We start from the raw sequence: 16,399 nt of genomic DNA on the forward strand, positions 1-16,399 counted from the left end.
GGGGGGGGCGGCCGTCTAGGGCGGTGACTTGGGCGCAGTAGCGCAGGAGTTGGTCGCCGTGGCGTTGGCGCATGCGTTGGGCGAAGGCGGCGGGGGATTCGTTAGGTTGGGGGCGGCCGGTTTTGTAGTCGACGATCAGCCAGCCGTCTTCGGTGCTCAGGGCCAGGTCGATGACGGAGACTTTGCCGGCGGCGTCGATCAGGGGCCATTCGCGGCGGGCGCCGGATTGGGAGAGGAGCCACAGGCCCTTGTCGTCGGACAGGGTGGCTTGCAGAGTGTCCAGGACGGCTTCCGAGGCGGCGTCGGCCTGGCTGGCGGGGATGCCGGCGCGAGTCAGTTGGCGGCGTATGGCGGGCAGGCGTTGGGCCAAGGCGTCGGCAGGCCAGGTGTCGACGCCGTCCTGGCCGATGCGGGCCAGCCAGGCGTGGGCCAGGGTGCCGATGGCGGCGTCGTAGCCGGATTCGAGTTGCCAGGCCGGATGTTCGCCGCCCTCGCTCCAGGCGGCGCGCACCGCGGCGGCGAAGCCGGGGCTGATGGCGACGTCGGTCTGGCTCGCCAGTTGCGCCAGGCCGCTGCGGTCGATGCGGCGCAGGGGTTCGCCTTGCCATTCGGGGCCGTCGTCCAACGGCGCGGCTGCGTCCTCGGCCGATGCCGGCGGCACGGGCGGGATCAGGCAGAGCCACAGCCGGCCCAGCAGGCTGGCCGACGGCGGCGTCTTGGCCTGGCCGCTGGCCTCGTCGATCGAGACATGGCCGACCAAGTGCAGGCGCTTGCGGGCGCGGGTGGCGGCCACGTACAGCAGCCGGTCGATCTCGTAGGATGCGCGGCGCGCTTCGCGGGCGCCGAGGTAGCGCGACACAGGGTCGGCCTCGGTTTCGGCGCGCGGCTTGACCGGGCCGAACAGCACCCGGCCGCCGCTTTGCTCGAACCGCACCAGCGGCGGCTGGTCGCCACGCGGGGCGCGGTGCAGGCCATACAGGATCACCGTGTCGAACTGCAGGCCCTTGGACTTGTGCATGGTCATGATTTCGACCGCGGCCTCGTCGTCGGCGGCATCGGGCGCGGCGAACAGGCGCGCGATGCCGGCGTCCAGCGCCGCCGGGTCGATGGCCCCGTGCGGCGCCAGGCGCTCGACCAGCTGGAACAGGCTTTCGGCGTCGTTGGCCACCGACGGGCCGCTGTACAGGGCCGGGCCGCCCAGGCGGCGCCAGAGCGCTTCGACCCAGGCCGCGAACGGCATGGCGCCCGAGGCGTTGCGCGTATCCAATAGCACCGTGGCCACCTGGCGCAGGCGGGCGTACTCGTCTGGGCGCAACAGCGCCTGGGCCGATGGCAAGGAAGGCGCATCAGCCGCCCCCCCCCATTGGGCCGAGGCGGCAGAGTCGTCGAATCGCGCCCCTTGCGACGGCGCTTCAGTGCCGTCGAACAGCGATCCCTGCGACGGCGCCTCGGTGTTGTCGAACAGCAATCCTTGCGGCGGCGCTTGGGTGTTATCGAACAGCGCACCCTGTGGCAAACCAGCGGCGGCGCCGGAGCTTTCCGGCGCCGCCGCGGCCGGCAGGATGCGCAGCGCCCGTTCCAGCAGTACCGGCACCGGTGTGACGTGGTCGGCGCCGAACAGGCGTTGCAGCGATTCCAGCGTCAGGCCGCAATACGGCGCGCGCAGCACCGATAGCCAGGCCAGGCGGTCGCCGGGATGCGACAGGGCGCGCACCAACTGCACCAGGTCGGCAACTACCGGCCGCAAGGCCAGCGGCACCAGGTCGACGGCGCGGCAGCGGATGCCTTCCTGGGCCAGCCGGCGCGTCAGGTTGCCCAAGTGGCTACGGGCCCGCACCAGCACCGCGACGGGGTGCTTGCTGCCGGGGTGTTCGGCCAGCGCCTGGCGTACCAGGCCCACGGCAATGTCTTCGGCCTGTTCTTCGGGGGGCGCGGCGCCGGCGCGCGACCAGGCGGGATGGAATTGCACGGCGGGGTCCGGCAGGGCCTCGTGAAAGGCGCTGGACGCGCTGTACTTGATGGCGCCCGCCGCGGCGTCGCTGCGCTTGGGCAGGAGCTGCGCGAACGACTGGTTGACCCAGTCGACGATGCCGGCTTGCGAACGGAAGTTGTCGGTCAGGTTCAGGAAACCCGGCTGCAGTTCGCCCACGCCTTGTTCGGCGACTTCCAGGAACAGGCCCACTTCCGCCTTGCGGAAGCGGTAGATGGACTGCATCGGATCGCCCACCAGGAACAGGCTGCGGCCATCGCCCTGCTGCCAGCCGGACGTGAGCGTACGCAACAGGTCCAGCTGCGTCTGGCTGGTGTCCTGGAATTCGTCGATCAGCAAGTGGCGGATGGACGCGTCCAGCTTGAGCAGCAGTTCGCCGGGATCGTCGGCGCTGCCCAGCGCGGCGGCGGCGCGCTGGGAGATTTCAATGAAGTCGACCTCGCCCGTGTCGGCAAAGCGCAGGCGCAACTGCGCCACCGCCAACGCCAGCGTCATCAGCTGCGCGCCCAGCACTTCCCATTGGGCATCGGAAAAATGCGGCGCGGGCATGTCGCGCACGGCGGCCAGGCGGCGCACCCATGGGGCATCGGAGTCGGCGCTTTCAAGCCACGCGACAAAGGGCTCCTTGTGGGCGCATTTGGCCGGGAAGCCCAGGTTCTTGTTGACGGTCTTGCGCAGCGTGCCGGTACCGGTCAGCAGCAGGTGCGCCACGGCGCGCCATTGATCCAGCGCCTCGGCGTCGGGCGGCAGTTCGTCGGTCCAGTCGAGCAGCGCGGCAAGCTTGTTGTCGTCGTCGCTGTCCTGCAGCTGCGTGGCGGCCAGGCGGGCGGGACCGGACAGGGCCTCGGCCCAGCCCAATGGCATGGCCTCGCAGAGCGCGTCGAGGTCTTCGCCGATGGCCTCGGCCAGCGTGGCTTCGAGGGCTTCGCGGTCGGAGCCGTGGCGCAGCAGCGGCAGCCATTGGTCGCGCTGGCCCAGCATGGCGGCAATGGCCTCCTTGGCCGCCTGCACGTCGACGTCCATGTGCTGCAGCAGGATGCGCACGGCGTCGTAGTCGTCGGCCAGATCGAGCGTGGCGCGCGCCGCGGCCTCGTAGTGAGCGCGCGCGTCGTCGGTGATGTCGGGCATGCCGCCCAGCTCGGACAGCCACGGCATGCTGCGCACCAGGCCGGCGCAGAAAGAGTCGATGGTGCGGATGGCCAGGCGCGCCGGGTGGTCCAGCAGGTGCCAGCCTTGTTCGTCGTTGCGCGCCAGGGCCGCGCGCGCCAGCTCCCAGCTGCGGCGCTCGTGCGCGGCCTCGGGCGGCGCGTGCAGGCCGCGGCGCAGTTTGCTGAGCACGCGCGCATGCATTTCGGACGCGGCCTTGCGGGTGAAGGTGATGGCGACGATTTCCTCGGGCCGGTTGACGGTGGCCAGCAGCGCCAGGATGCGGTCGGTCAGCAGCTCGGTCTTGCCGGAGCCCGCGGGGGCCTGCACCAGGAACGAGCGCGCGGGGTCCAGCGCGGCCGCGCGTGCGGCGTGATCCTGGGGCTGGCGTTCTGGTTCGGCCATGGCTCAGGCGTCCTCGTCATCCAGGTGCAAGCGCAGGAAAGGCAGCGCGTCGCAGTATTTCAGGTCGTCGCGGCGGTATGCCACGTTGGCGGCGTAGCCGGCCACGTATTCGTCGGCCAGCGACTCGATGGCGCTGCGCCAGCGCTGGCGGATCTCGGGCCAGGACAGGCCGTCGAAATATTTGCTGTCGGCCGCCAGCGTGATGCCGGGCATGCCCAGGTCTTCGTCGGCCAGGCCTTGCGCGGCCACCTGCCGGGCGTGGATCTGGGCCAGCACCAGGCCGGCCACGTCGCCGCCCGCGGCATCGGCCAGCACCGACGCGTAGAACGGCAGCTGCACGTTCACGGGGCGGCTGCGCGACCAGTCGGGTTCGGGCTTGGCGGCGGCCACGCCGGTCTTGTAGTCGACAATGACATTGCGGCCATCCGCCAGGGAATCGATGCGGTCCAGGCGCAGCTTCAGGTGCAGCGCGCCGTGATGCCATTCGTGGTTTTTCTCGACCTGCGCCACCGCGAACGGCAGCCGCTGGGCTTCCATGTCCAGCCACGACGCCAGCACGGTCAGGGCGCGGGCGCATTCCAGGGCCTTGAGCGCGGGCGCATATTCCTTGAGCTCTTCGTCGGCGGCCTGCGCCACGGCCTGCTCCAGCAGCGCCGGCAGGCGGCCGCCGGCCAGCGTGTCGTGCAGGGCTTCCTGGTCGGGCAGCATGCCCCACACCAGTTCCAGCGCCTTATGCAGGAATTGTCCGCGCACATTTACCGTGGCCGCATCGGCATACGGCGCCAGTTCGCGCCCGCCCAGGCGATGCCGCACGAACGCCCACAAGGGGTTGCGGGCCTGCGTGTCGAGTACGTCCAGGCCGCCGCCGCCGCGGTCGTCGGCGGCCAGGGGCGGCCCTTGCGCGTCGTCCAGGGATTCTTGCGGCAGCGCGGCTGCGGCCTGCGCCGGCGCGGGCGTCCAATCCGTCAGGCCGGCTGTGGCGATAAGGGGCGACGGCCGCAATTCGCGTTCGCCGTCCATGTGGGCGTGGCTGACGATGACCTCGGGCGCGCAGCGGCACAGGGCGGCGTACATGCCTTCGGCCCATTCGCGTTCGCGTTCGGGCGTGGCGCGCGGCGCCTTGGCCTGGCGCAGCACCGCAAGGGGCAACAGCGGATTCGGCTTGGGCGACGCGGGCAGCACGTCGTCGGTCAGGCCCAGCATCCAGACGCCATCCCAAAAGCCGCCTTCGGCTTCCAGCAGGCCCAGCACATCCAGCCGCGCCAGCGGATCGCGCTGCGGCTGGAACGAGGCCGACCGCGCCACGCTGTGCAGCAGGTTGACCGCGGCCACGCCGCCCAGCTTGCCCGCCGCCGGCGCCAGCGCCGAAAAACTGGCCAGCGCATCGCCCAGCGCGCCCAGCACCTGATAACCCACGCTATCCAGCACGCCTTCGCCGGGAAAGCCCAGCGCCGTCAGCGCGGCCTTCATCCGTAGCATCCAGACATCACAGGACGCGCGGTTGCCGCCCTGCGTCCAGAGTTCCATGGCCTGGTTCCAGGCTTGCGCCACGGGCGGCAGCAACGCCAGTTGCTTGCGCCATTCGGACGCGGCGACATGGACCTGGCCGCGACGGCGCCAGCGCGCGTCGATCGCGGCCAGGCGGGCGCGCTCGCTGACGTCGCCCGCGCAGTGGCCCGCCAGCAAGGCAGCGCCCAGGACTTCAACGCCGCAACCCTTGCCGCCCGCGCATTCGGCCAAGGCGCGCAGCCAGGCCAGGGCGGCGCGCGCCAGCGGCCAGTCGTTCAGCGGGCGGCCCACCGCCACGTTGAAGGCGAAGGCGGGCTCGCCGCCACGGCCAGCCAAGGCCTGGCTGAGGATGCGGCGCGCGAACGGCGATTCGGCTTCGAGCTGGGGCGAGACGATGGCGTAGCGGCCCTGGGGATGGCGCTTGAGCTGGTCGGCGGCCCACTCGGCCGCCGCGCGCCATTCCGCGCCTTGGTCGGACGCCTCGTAGCGCCGTGGCGTGGCGGGCGCGCGCTGCGCGTCGCGCCATTGGGCGATCAGGCAGCCCTGTTCCTCGAAGGCCCGCAGCAGGCGCTGGAAACGCGGCGACAAGTCGGTGAAGCCGGCCAGCACCAGGTGGCCCGGCGTGGCCAGGCGGCCGTCTTCCAGCGCGCGCAGGACCCTGGCATAGCCCTGATTCGCGTCTTCGGCGTCGATGGCGGCCAGCGCCTTGCGGTAGCGCTGGCGCCAGCGCGCAAAGCCGCGGTATTCGTCGGTGTCGGCGCCGGACGGCACCTGTAGCGACCATTCGTCCATGAGCAGGTCGGCATCCATCGACAGCCGGGCGGCCTGGCTGGCGTCGAGCAGCACGCGTTCGGCTTCTTCGGCGCGAATGGCTTCGGTCCAGACGAGCTGGGTGGCGAAGCTGTCCAGGCGATAGGCGGGCACGCCTTCGCCGGCCTCGAACGCCAATTCGTTGGCGCATTCGGCCAGCCAGGCGGACAGGGGCAGGATGCGCGGCAATTCGCTGACTTGGCGCTCCTGGCGCAACAAGCCGGCCAGTTCGAGCGTGAGCCGGCGTGACAAGCGATTGTTGACCGTCAGCACGAGCATGTCGGCGGCGGGCAGGCCGCCGATGTCCGGCAAGCTCAGGTCAGGGTAGGAAAACGGGGCGTCCTGCATGAAAGGCGATGAGGGAAGGCGCAGAAAAAATCACCGCTCTAGGATACCGCGAGCCAACGCCGTCAGCGTGGCTAAAAACCGCACAGCGACGCCAGGTTTTCCCAATGGATCTGCATTTCGGGCGTGGTGTAGCCCCAGAAGGCCAGGCCCAGCACCAGCGCCAGCGCCAGCCAGCCGGCCAGGCGCCAGCCGCGGCGGCGAGGCGGCGTGGACGAAGCGACCGGCGCGGCTTTCATGGCGTGCATCCTTTCGTCAAGCGGCGGCCGGCTGCGTCACCGGCTGCTCGCGCAGGGGCAGGCACAGCAGCGCGGCAACCACCGCCAGCACCACGCCCAGCCACCAGACCATATCGTAGCTGCCCGTCTTGGCATACGCGTAGCCGCCGAGCCATACGCCGATGAAGCTGCCGAGCTGGTGCCCCAGGAACACGATGCCCGATAGCGTGGCGGCATAGCGCAGGCCGTAGATCTGGCCGATCAGTCCTTGCGTCAGCGGCACGGTGCCCAGCCAGAACAGGCCCATCCAGGCGGCGAATGCGTACAGCACCCAAGGCGACAGCGGCATCCACAGCAGCAACAGGATGCCGAAGGCGCGCATGCCGTAGACCACGGCCAGCAGGCGCTTCTTGCTGTATTTGCCGCCCAGCTTGCCGGCATAGAACGAGCCCAGCACATTGAACAGCCCGATCAGCGCGATGGCGGTGGCGCCCTGCCCAGGCGTCAGGCCGCCGTCGGTGACGTAGGCCGGCAGGTGCAGCGTGATGAAGGCCGTGTGGAACCCGCAGACGAAATAGCTCCAGAACAGGAAATGGAACGAGGGATGGCGCACGGCCTGGCGCACCGCGGCGGCCAGCGATTGCTGCGGCCCGCCCTGGGCCAGCGGACGGCCGCGAAGAAAATAGGCCAGCGGCGCGGCGCAAGCCACGAACAGCGACAGCACCCACAGCGCGCCCGGCCAGTCCAGGCCGGAAATCAGCACCTGGCCGGTCGGCACGACGGCGAATTGCCCCAGCGAACCGCCGGCGCTGGCAATGCCCATCGCGGTGCTGCGGTAGGCCGGCGGCACGGCGCGCGCCACCACCGGCAGGATCACGGGAAAGGTGGTGCCCGCCTGGCCCAGCCCGACCAGCACGCCAGCGCTCAGGTACAGCGTGGCCTCGTCGGTGGCAAAGCGCGTGCCGATCATGCCCAGCATGTACAGCACCGCGCCCAGCGCGATGGTGCGGCCGGAGCCGTAGCGGTCGGCCAGGATGCCCATGAAAATACAGGCCACGCCCCAGACCAGGTTCTGCAATGCAAAGGCCATGGAAAACACTTCGCGGCCCCAGCCGTGGGCCAGGCCCATCGGCTGCATGAACAGGCCGAAGGTGGCGCGCACGCCCATGGCCAGAAGCACGACCAGGGTGCCCAGGACGAGGGTGCGCACGGAAAGCTTATCGGTATTGCCAGACATGATTGTTCTTATTGATTGTGAAGGACGCCCCCTCCTCGGGACGATCCGGCCGCAGGCCAGACCTTCACATGATAATCAAATCGCCTTGACGCCCCGGCAATAACCGCGTCGGCAAGAATGGCGTGGCGTCTGATAAATAGTTGATTTTATCAACCAAATATTCCAGAATGAGGCTTTCCCCAAGCCAGACCACCATGACTCTGCACACCCCGCTGACCCGCTTGCTGGGCACACGTTATCCGATCATCCAAGGCGGCATGAGCTGGGCCTCGTCCAATGCGGCGCTGGCGCTGGCGGTGTCGCGCGCCGGCGGCCTGGGCGTCATCGCCGCCGGCCCCATGTACCCCGACGCGCTACGGGCGGCGATTCGGGAAGTACGCGCTGGCACCGACGCGCCCTACGCCGTCAACATTCCGCTGTACAACAAGCGCGCGCAAGAGCACATGGACATCGCCATCGACGAAGGCGTGCCGGTCCTCATTGCGTCCCAAGGCGGTCCGCAAAAGCACATCGGCCGGGCCCGCGACGCGGGCATCAAGTGGCTGCAGGTCATTGCCAGCCCCGAGCACGCGGCCAAGGCACAGGCGGCGGGCGTGGACGCGGTGATAGCCGTGGGCCTGGAAGCCGGCGGCCATCCCGGCCCCGACGAGATCGGCCTGCAGGTGCTGGTGCGCGCCGTGGTGCGACGCGTGTCGGTGCCGGTGGTGGCGGCAGGCGGCATCGCCGACGGTGCGGGCATCGCCGCGGCGCTGTGCCTGGGCGCGGCGGGCGCGCAATTGGGGACCCGTTTCCTCTTGACGCCCGAAGCGGGCGTCTGCGATGCCTATAAGGAAGCGGTATTGGCTGCCAGCGTGGCAGACACCACGCTGGTGGGGCGCGGCCGTTCGCCGGTGCGCATGCTGCGCAACGCCTTCGCCCACGATTACCTGGCCGCCGAACGCGACGGTGACGCCGCCACGCTGGACGCGATGTTCGCGGGCAGTTCGCTGAAACAGGCCGCCTTTGACGGCGACGTGCAAGGCGGCAAGGTCGAAGCCGGCCAGAGCGCCGGGCTGATCGACAGCCTGCAACCGGCAGGCGCGGTGATGGAACAACTGGTCGCCGAAACGCGCGACGCGCTCATGCGCGTGGCCGCGCTGGCCGGCTAGGACGTTGAAACCAACAGGGCCGCCCAAGGCGGCCCTGCCCCACAAACCTTACTTCTTCATCAAGCCCGCCGCCTGCACCAGCTTGCGCATCGCGATCTGGTCTTTTTCCACGAACGCCGTGGCTTGCTGCGGCGTCATGTTCCACAGGTCCACGCCCTGCGCTTGCATCAGCTTGGCGTACTCGGGATTCGCGTTCACCTTCGCCACCGCCTCGTTCAACCGTTGCAGCACCTCGGGCGGCGTGCCCTTGGGCGCCGCCAGGCTGTACCAGGACGCGGATTCCGCGCCCTTCACGCCGGATTCGGCCAGGGTCGGCACGTCGGGCAAGAGCGGCGAACGCTTGTCGTTGGCATAGGCCAGCGCCTTGAGCCGGCCGCTGCGGATGAATTGCAGGCTGGCGGCCAGGTTCAGCACCGCCATGTCGACCTGCCCGCCCACCAGGTCATTGATGGCCGGCGCCGCGCCGCTGTACGGAATGTGGACAATATCCACGCCCGCGCGTTCGCGGAACAGTTCGGCGCCCAGATGCGGCGAGCTGCCCGGACCCGCCGAGGCGTAGTTGATCCGCCCTGGTTCCTTGCGCGCCATGGCGATCAACTGCTCGACGCTTTCCGCCTTCAGCGTGGGCCGCACCACCAGCATGTTGGGTTGGTTGGCGACGATGGACACGAAGGCGAAGTCCTTGATGCCGTCGTAGGGCGTCTGCTGCATCAGCGGGGTCACCACGTGAGCGGCCGACGTGCCCAGCAACAGCGTGTAGCCATCGGGCTTGGCGCGGGCAACGAAGTTGGCGCCGATGGCGGCGCCGCCGCCAGCCTTGTTCTCGACGATGACGGTTTTGCCCAGCTGCTTTTCGAGCTCGCGCGCCAAGGCGCGGCCCAGCACGTCGGCGGGGCCGCCGGCCGCATAGGGATTGACCAGCGTGATGGGCTGCGAAGGATACGGATCGGCCGCCACGGCCGAGGCGCTAAACGCCCCCGCCGCCGCGACGCACAACAGGCGCTGCAGAATCTTCATGGTTTGTCTCCTGGGATATTGTTTTTTAGTGGGGTTGCATCAGCAAGGCCCGGGGCTTGGCGCCCCGCGGTCCTAGATCGCGCCCTGCTCGCGCAATGCGCCGATCCGCGCCGCCGACAGGCCCAGCCGTTCGGCCAGCACGCTATCGGTGTGCTCGCCCAGCAGGGGCGGGCGCTCCAGGCGCGGGTCGTCGAAGCCATGGAACTTGAACGGCACCGGCACCGCGCCGAAGCGGCCGATGGACGGATGCTCGTAGCTGGCCACCATGCCGCGCGCCAGCACGTGTTCGTTGTGCAGGATTTCCTCCACGTCCAGGATCGGCCCGGCCGGCACGCCACGCGCATCGCAGCGGCGGCACAATTCATCGCGGGTCAGCCTGGCCGCAGCCGCCGCCAGGCCCGCCATGACTTCTTCGCGGCGCGCCACACGCACGGCGTTTCTGGCCAGCTCCGCGTCATCGGCCCATTGCCGCAATTCCAGCGCTTCGCACAGCGGCTTCCAGTGCTGGTCGCTGCCGGTGATCTGGACCCAACGGCCGTCACTGCATTCGAACGCGGCCGACGGCACCCGGCCCGGGTGCTCGGTGCCCAGGCGCGGCGGCACTTCGCCCAGCGCGAAGTAGCGCGCGGCGGCCAGCGATAGCAGGCCCACCTGGCCATCGAGCATCGAGAAATCGATGTGGCAGCCCTTGCCCGAGCGGGCCCGGCCCACCAGGGCGGACAGGATGCCGATGGCCGCCCACAGGCCCGAGGTCAGGTCGCTGACGGGCAGGCCCGGCTTGACCGGACCGCCGCCGCGTTCGCCGGTCAGGCTCATGATGCCGCCCATGGCCTGGAACACGGTGTCGTAGCCCTTGCGCGGTGCATAGGGCCCGGTCATGCCGAAGCCGGTGCACGAGAAATAGATCAGTTCAGGGTTGTCGGGTGCGATGTGCTCGCGGTCCAGGCCGTACTTGGCCAGCGTGCCCACGGGGAAATTCTCGATCACCACGTCGCAGCCGCGCGCCAATTGCCGGATCACGGCCTGGCCCTCGGGGTGACGGAAGTTCACCGTGATCGACTGCTTGCTGCGGTTGAAGGCCAGGTAGTAGGCCGACTCCGAGCCGCTCTCGCCCTGCACTTGGGGCTCGAAGCCGCGCGTCTCGTCGCCGCCCTCGGGCTGCTCGACCTTGATCACCTCGGCGCCCAGCTCGGCCAGGATCATCGACGCGAACGGGCACGCCAGCACGCGCGACAGGTCCAGGATGGTGACGCCGTCCAGCGGCCTCATTTCGCGGCTCCCTGGCGGAAGCCGCGCATGATCACGTTGGCGTCCCGGCCCACACCCAACGCCTCGGCCAGCCCCAGGTCGGCCGCGCGATGGAAAGCGCGCTTGGTCAGCCCCATGGCCGCCGGTTCCCAGCCGGCCAGGCGCTGCGCCATGGCCAGCGCCTGGTCCAGCACGCCGGCTGCCGGCGCGATGCGGTTGGCTATGCCCAGCGCCAGCGCGCGAGCGCCGTCGATCGGCTCGGCCATGGCCACCAGTTCGAACGCGTGCTTGCGGCCGACCTGGCGCACCAGATTGGCCATGACCACGGCGGCCACGATGCCGTGGCGCAGTTCCGGATACCCGAAACGCACGTCCTCGGCCATCACCGTCAGGTCGCAGGCCAGCGCCAGACCGGCGCCGCCGCCGAGCGCGTTGCCGTGCACCGCGCCCACCACCGGCTTGGCCATGCGCGAGAACACCAGATGCAGGTCGGTCGTGAGGTCGGCGCGGCGCAGCACCGCGTCGGGTTGCTCCGGCGTCAGGGCCGAGAATTCCGTGGTGTCGGCGCCGGCGCAGAATGACTTGCCGTTGCCCGTCAGCACCACTGCGCGCACCGCACCGTCCTGGTCCGCCTGGCGCAGCGCGTCCAGCAACGCCGTGGTCAGCGCGGTGTTCAGGGCATTGTGTTTTTCCGGACGGTTCAACCGCAGCAACCGGACGGCGCCCAGGTCTTCAATGATCAGTTCCGACATCACGGATATCCTTTTCCAATAGCTACATTCAAACTAATTGATTAAATCAACAATACAGATAAAAAAAGGCGCGCGGCCGGCGCCCCGCGCTCAGCGCGGCTGCACTCCCCGGCCACGGCGCGCGGGCACCTCCGCCTTGCAGTCGTTCAGCATGTCCAGCGCATGGCCCGTCAGCTTGTCCAGCATGCGTTCCATCGCGTCGCGCTCGGCTGGCGACAGCACCGACAGCATGGCCTCGTTGCGCTCGACCGCCGCCGGGAAAATCTCTTCGTACAGCGCGCGGCCGGCACGCGTCAGGTCCAGGCTGACGCCGCGGCCGTCCTGGCTGTCGGTGCTGCGTTGAATCAGGCCGCGCTCGATCAGTTCGGACACGGTGCGGCTGGCCTGGCTCTTGTCGATGTTGGCCTCGCGCGCCACGGCGTTCAGCGACATCTCCGGCGCCGCGCCGAGCAGCGCGATGATGCGCCATTCCCGCGGCCCTACGCCGTAGCGGCTTTCGTTCAGGCCGGCGGCAATGCGGCTGGACACGTAGGCCAGCCGGTTCAGGCGGTACGAGAACAGCTCCTTGAGCGCCTGGGGGACGGGGCGCGCGGAGGCAGCGGACTTGGATGCGGTTCGGGTTGCCATGGCGGACTCTTCAGATGCAGGGAAATACGGGGCGCGCGCGCCTCGCGCGCCGCTGCCCGCATGATATACAAACGCGGCGCGCGGCCGTCACGCGGCCATCCCCGTCGCGGCCGCCGCGCCGATCAGCGGATTCAGCCCGCTTTGCGCGACACGGCTGTGCAGCGTGCGCCCCAGCACCTCCTGGCAGTGTTGCGACACGGCGGCCAGCGCCTGCAAGTCCAGGCCCGTGCGCACGCCCATGGATTCGAACAGGCTGACCAGGTCTTCCGTCGCCACATTGCCCGTATGGCCGCCGCCGTAGCGCACCTTGGCCGGATGACCGCCAACCCCGCCGAACGCGCAGTCGAAATAGGTCACGCCCGCGTCCAGCGCGGCCACGTAGTTCACCAGGCCGGTGCCGCGGGTGTCGTGGAAATGCGCCACCGGCGTTACCTCGGGCGCCTCGCGGGCGACGCGCTGGTACAGCGTGCGCACCGCCTGCGGCGTGGCCATGCCGGTGGTGTCGCCCAGCGTCACGATGCCCACGCCCAGCGCCGCGAAGCGCTGCGCGTCCGCCACCACCACGTCAGGATCCACCGGGCCTTCAAAGGGGCAGCCGAACGCCACGGAAATGGTGCCGATCAAACGGAAGCGGCCATCGGCCAGGCGCGCCATCTCGGCGATGTTGTCCCACTGCGCGGCGCGGTCGCGCTTGAGGTTGCGCGCCGAATGCGATTCACTGGCCGACACCAGCAGACTGATTTCATTGGCGCCGATGCCGGCGTCCAGATCGATCAGCGCACGTTGCACCGCGCGGGCGTTGGCGCAGGTCGCCTTGTACCAGACGCCGTCGCGCCGCGGCAGCGCGGCCAGCAGCTCGGTGGCGTCGGCGAACTGCGGCACGACCTTGGGGTTGGAATATGAAGTGGCTTCCACCCGCTCGAATCCCAGCGCGGCGAAGCGATCGATCAGGTCGGCCTTGACGGCGGTATCGATGAAGTCCGGCTCGTGTTGCAAGCCGTCGCGCGCGAAGCATTCGCACAGCACCACGTCGCGCGCGCTCATGCCTGCGGCTCCAGTCCGAACAGCGCCACCGCGTGGGCGCGCAACTTGTTCTTCTGCACCTTGGAGCTGCCGGTCATGCCGATGTGCTCGAAGCTATCGACGATTTCCACATAGCGCGGCACCTTGAAATTGGCGCAGCGCGCCTTGCACCAGGCCGTCAATTCGGCCGGTGTGCAATCCTGCCCATCCTTGAGCAGCACGAACGCGGCGGGCACTTCGCCCAGGCGCGCATCGGGCACGCCCACTACCTGCGCCATGCGCACCGCGGGGTGGCCATGCAAGGTTTCCTCCACCTCGGCGGGCGCGACGTTTTCGCCGCCCACGCGGAACATGTCTTTCAGGCGGCCCACCATGCGCAAGCGGCCCGACGCATCCATCTCGCCGAGATCGCCGGTGCTGAGCCAACCGTCCGCGCCCAGCGCGCGCGCGGTGGCCTCGGGCATGTTGTAGTAGCCCTTCATGACGCTCCAGCCGCGCGCCTGGATCTCGCCGGGTTCACCGGCCGGCAGCGGCTGCCCCGTGCCGGGATCCACCACCCGCACCTGCATGCCGGGGTGCGGCAGCGCCCAGCCCATGGCGCGCAACTCGAAAGGGTCATCGAAGCAAGACAGCGTGATGTTGGGCGAAGCCTCGGATTGGCCGTAGGCATTGCAGATGCCCGGCACGCCCATGACGTCGCGGATCTTCTGCATGACCTGCGGACCCGCCGCGGCCCAGCCGCCGCGCAGATGGATGCGGCTTCGGTCGAAATCCGGATGGCCCATCAGCATGAGAAAGATGGTGTCGTTGCCCGAGGTCAGCGTGCAGCGTTCGTCGTCCAGCATGCGCAGCGCGTCGGCTACGTCGAACTTGGGCAACGTCAGCAGGCAGCAGCCGGTCATCAGGCTGACCAGGATCGACAGCGTGGTGCCGGCTACATGGAAGTACGGGCGGATGCTGAAATAGCGGTCGTCGGGCCGCACGCCGATGCGCTGCGCCGCCGCCCAGGCGTTGGTCAGCATGTTGGCGTGGGTCAGCATCACGCCCTTGGGGAAGGAGGTCGTGCCCGAGGTGTATTGGATGAGCAGGACGTCGTCGGGAGTGACGGCACGCTTGCAGGCATCGAGGGTGGCGTCGTCGGTGGAGGGGCCTGCGGGGGGATGGCCGGCCGCGGGATGGCCCGCCCCGGGTCCGCCCGCCGCGGGATGGCCCGCCCCAATGAATTCCTCCCAGCGCTGTGCGGCTTGCGGGCAGCGGTCACCCAGCACCACCACGCGCCGCAGCCGCGGCAGCTGCGCACCGGGCAGCGCGCTGTCCAGCGCCGGTTCGACCTGCGTCAGCAGATCCAGGAAATCGATGCCCAGGAACGTGTCCGCCGTCAGCAGCAGCGTGACGTCGGCTTGCTTCAGGCAGAACGCCAGCTCGTCCGTCTTGAAACGCGTATTGACCGGCACGGTCACAGCGCCCAGCAGCGCGCAGGCGTAGAAGATCTGCACCCAGGCGCCGCTGTTGCCCAGCAGCAGCCCGACATGATCGCCACGGCGCACGCCGGCCGCGTGCAGGGCGCGCGCGATGCGTTGCGCGCCATCATTCAGTTCGGCCCAGGTCAGGCGTTCACCGGGCGCGACAAAGGCCTCGGCCGCGGCGCGCTCGGCCACTTGGCGCGCCAGCGCCTGCGACAGCGTCATCGGCCCGATCATGCTTGCTCTCCCGCGCCGCCGAAGCCGGCGATCGCCTGCTTCCAGTCGGTGCCGCGCAGGTTTTCCTCGATGGCCAGCAACTCGATCGCCATCGCGCCTTCGCGCGTGGTCGCCAGCCCCTGATCGATGCTGCGCTTGGTCAGCCGCACGGTCAGCGGCGCGGCGCGGGCGATGGCCGCGGCCATCGCGGCGGCTTCACTGGCCAACGCCTCGGGCGCGTAGACCTGATTGACCAGACCGATCTCGCGCGCCTCGGCGGCATCGAAACGGCGGCCGGTGAACAACAATTCCTTCGCCTTGCGCGCCCCAGCGATGCGCGGCAGCCGCTGCGTGGCGCCCACGGTGCCCCAGCCCACTTCGGGATAGCAGAACACGGCTTCGGACGAGGCCAGCACAAAATCGCAGGCCCCGGCGATCTCGCAGCCCGAGCCGAACGCGGCGCCCTGCACCACCGCGATCACCGGCTGCGGCATGCGCTCGATAGCGCCATACGCCGCAAACCCCTGCACGCGCCGCGCCGTCATCTCGGCATTCGACATGGTCTTGCGCTCTTTCAGATCGGCGCCCGCGCAGAAGGCGGAGCCCGCCGCATTGATCAGCACCACGTGCGCGGCCGGCTCGGCCGCCAGCCACTGCATGGCCTGCACCAATTCGGCGCACATAAGGGAGTTCAACGCGTTGCGGCTGTCCGGACGGTTCAGCGTCACCGTGGCGACACGGTCCTGCACGTCGAGCAAGATCGTGTGAAAAATCGGGGTCATGCCTCGCTCCTGAATATTCTGGGTATCGGGCCGGACCTTGCGCGCTAGCCGGCGCGCCGTCCCGCCATGCCGGTCAATATAGGGCATATAGTTGATTTAATCCACTACTTTTGCAGACCGCAGAAACAGACCGGCAGCAGTTGCGACATCGCGCGCCACGGTCCGCTTGGGCACCGCCCTCGGCACCTGCTAGACTTGCGCCCTGCCGCGGGTCAGGGTGTTACCTATTGGTGATACACTTGCGCCCCGGGTCTTTCCCTGGAATATCAAGGCACTAGCACGCATACTTGCGGTATGCCCAGTCCTTGAGGCGGCTCCCGGGCTAAGGCGGCCGCCAGCGGCCCGCGCGCCGCGCCCCATGTCTCGCCGTAGTTAAATGGATATAACCGGCCCCTCCTAAGGGTCAATTGGTGGTTCGATTCCACCCGGCGAGGCCATCCTCTTTCCCCGCCCAGGCTGCGCC

The 16,399-nt window shown here is 69.3% G+C and carries 12 protein-coding genes and 1 tRNA gene; 2 read left to right on the forward strand and 11 right to left on the reverse strand.

Annotation, left to right across the window (positions count from 1 at the left end):
* The 4 genes from A9974_RS16335 to A9974_RS16350 all read right to left on the reverse strand — a co-directional run.
* Window positions 1–3,541 (reverse strand): exodeoxyribonuclease V subunit beta (locus A9974_RS16335; RefSeq protein ID WP_183005224.1); only part of this gene is annotated, 3,541 nt, incomplete at its 3' end.
* 3 nt (window positions 3,542–3,544) lie between these two features.
* Window positions 3,545–6,208: a PD-(D/E)XK nuclease family protein gene (locus A9974_RS16340; RefSeq protein ID WP_183005225.1), complete on the reverse strand. Its 2,664-nt coding sequence runs from the start codon at window positions 6,206–6,208 to the stop codon at window positions 3,545–3,547.
* A 71-nt stretch (window positions 6,209–6,279) separates the two neighbouring features.
* A complete protein-coding gene (locus A9974_RS16345; RefSeq protein WP_183005226.1) occupies window positions 6,280–6,444 on the reverse strand; it encodes a hypothetical protein in 165 nt (54 codons plus the stop codon).
* A 16-nt stretch (window positions 6,445–6,460) separates the two neighbouring features.
* Window positions 6,461–7,660, reverse strand: coding sequence for an MFS transporter (locus tag A9974_RS16350; protein WP_183005227.1), 1,200 nt, complete (start codon window positions 7,658–7,660; stop codon window positions 6,461–6,463).
* 194 nt (window positions 7,661–7,854) lie between these two features.
* On the opposite strand from A9974_RS16350, the gene A9974_RS16355 reads away from it, so the two are divergent.
* Entirely contained in the window at window positions 7,855–8,808 is a 954-nt protein-coding gene (locus A9974_RS16355; RefSeq protein ID WP_183005228.1) for a nitronate monooxygenase family protein, read from the forward strand.
* A 48-nt stretch (window positions 8,809–8,856) separates the two neighbouring features.
* Here the strand turns inward: A9974_RS16355 and A9974_RS16360 are convergent, their stop codons facing one another.
* The 7 genes from A9974_RS16360 to A9974_RS16390 form a co-directional block, all read right to left on the reverse strand.
* Window positions 8,857–9,825, reverse strand: coding sequence for a tripartite tricarboxylate transporter substrate binding protein (locus A9974_RS16360; RefSeq protein WP_183005229.1), 969 nt, complete (start codon window positions 9,823–9,825; stop codon window positions 8,857–8,859).
* Between the two features lie 72 nt (window positions 9,826–9,897).
* Entirely contained in the window at window positions 9,898–11,094 is a 1,197-nt protein-coding gene (locus A9974_RS16365; RefSeq protein WP_183005230.1) for a CaiB/BaiF CoA-transferase family protein, read from the reverse strand.
* Window positions 11,091–11,825, reverse strand: a complete 735-nt coding sequence (locus A9974_RS16370) for an enoyl-CoA hydratase/isomerase family protein (protein ID WP_183005231.1) — start codon at window positions 11,823–11,825, stop codon at window positions 11,091–11,093. The genes A9974_RS16365 and A9974_RS16370 overlap by 4 nt, the downstream gene beginning before the upstream one ends.
* Window positions 11,826–11,915: 90 nt before the next feature.
* Window positions 11,916–12,452 (reverse strand): MarR family winged helix-turn-helix transcriptional regulator, encoded by a 537-nt coding sequence (locus A9974_RS16375; protein ID WP_183005232.1) that lies wholly within the window; start codon window positions 12,450–12,452, stop codon window positions 11,916–11,918.
* A gap of 87 nt (window positions 12,453–12,539) precedes the next feature.
* Window positions 12,540–13,496, reverse strand: a complete 957-nt coding sequence (locus tag A9974_RS16380) for a hydroxymethylglutaryl-CoA lyase (protein ID WP_183005233.1) — start codon at window positions 13,494–13,496, stop codon at window positions 12,540–12,542.
* On the reverse strand, window positions 13,493–15,175 hold the full coding sequence (locus tag A9974_RS16385) for an AMP-binding protein (RefSeq protein WP_183005234.1): 1,683 nt from the start codon (window positions 15,173–15,175) through the stop codon (window positions 13,493–13,495). Before A9974_RS16385 ends, A9974_RS16380 begins: the two co-directional genes overlap by 4 nt.
* Window positions 15,172–15,936 carry an enoyl-CoA hydratase/isomerase family protein gene (locus A9974_RS16390; RefSeq protein WP_183005235.1) on the reverse strand — a complete coding sequence of 255 codons (765 nt, stop codon included), beginning with the start codon at window positions 15,934–15,936 and terminating at the stop codon, window positions 15,172–15,174. The genes A9974_RS16385 and A9974_RS16390 overlap by 4 nt, the downstream gene beginning before the upstream one ends.
* A 362-nt stretch (window positions 15,937–16,298) precedes the next feature.
* On the opposite strand from A9974_RS16390, the gene A9974_RS16395 reads away from it, so the two are divergent.
* Window positions 16,299–16,373, forward strand: a tRNA-Arg gene (locus A9974_RS16395).
* Window positions 16,374–16,399: the final 26 nt, after the last annotated feature.

This window comes from Achromobacter sp. UMC71, assembly GCF_014170305.1.
GTDB lineage: Bacteria > Pseudomonadota > Gammaproteobacteria > Burkholderiales > Burkholderiaceae_B > Achromobacter.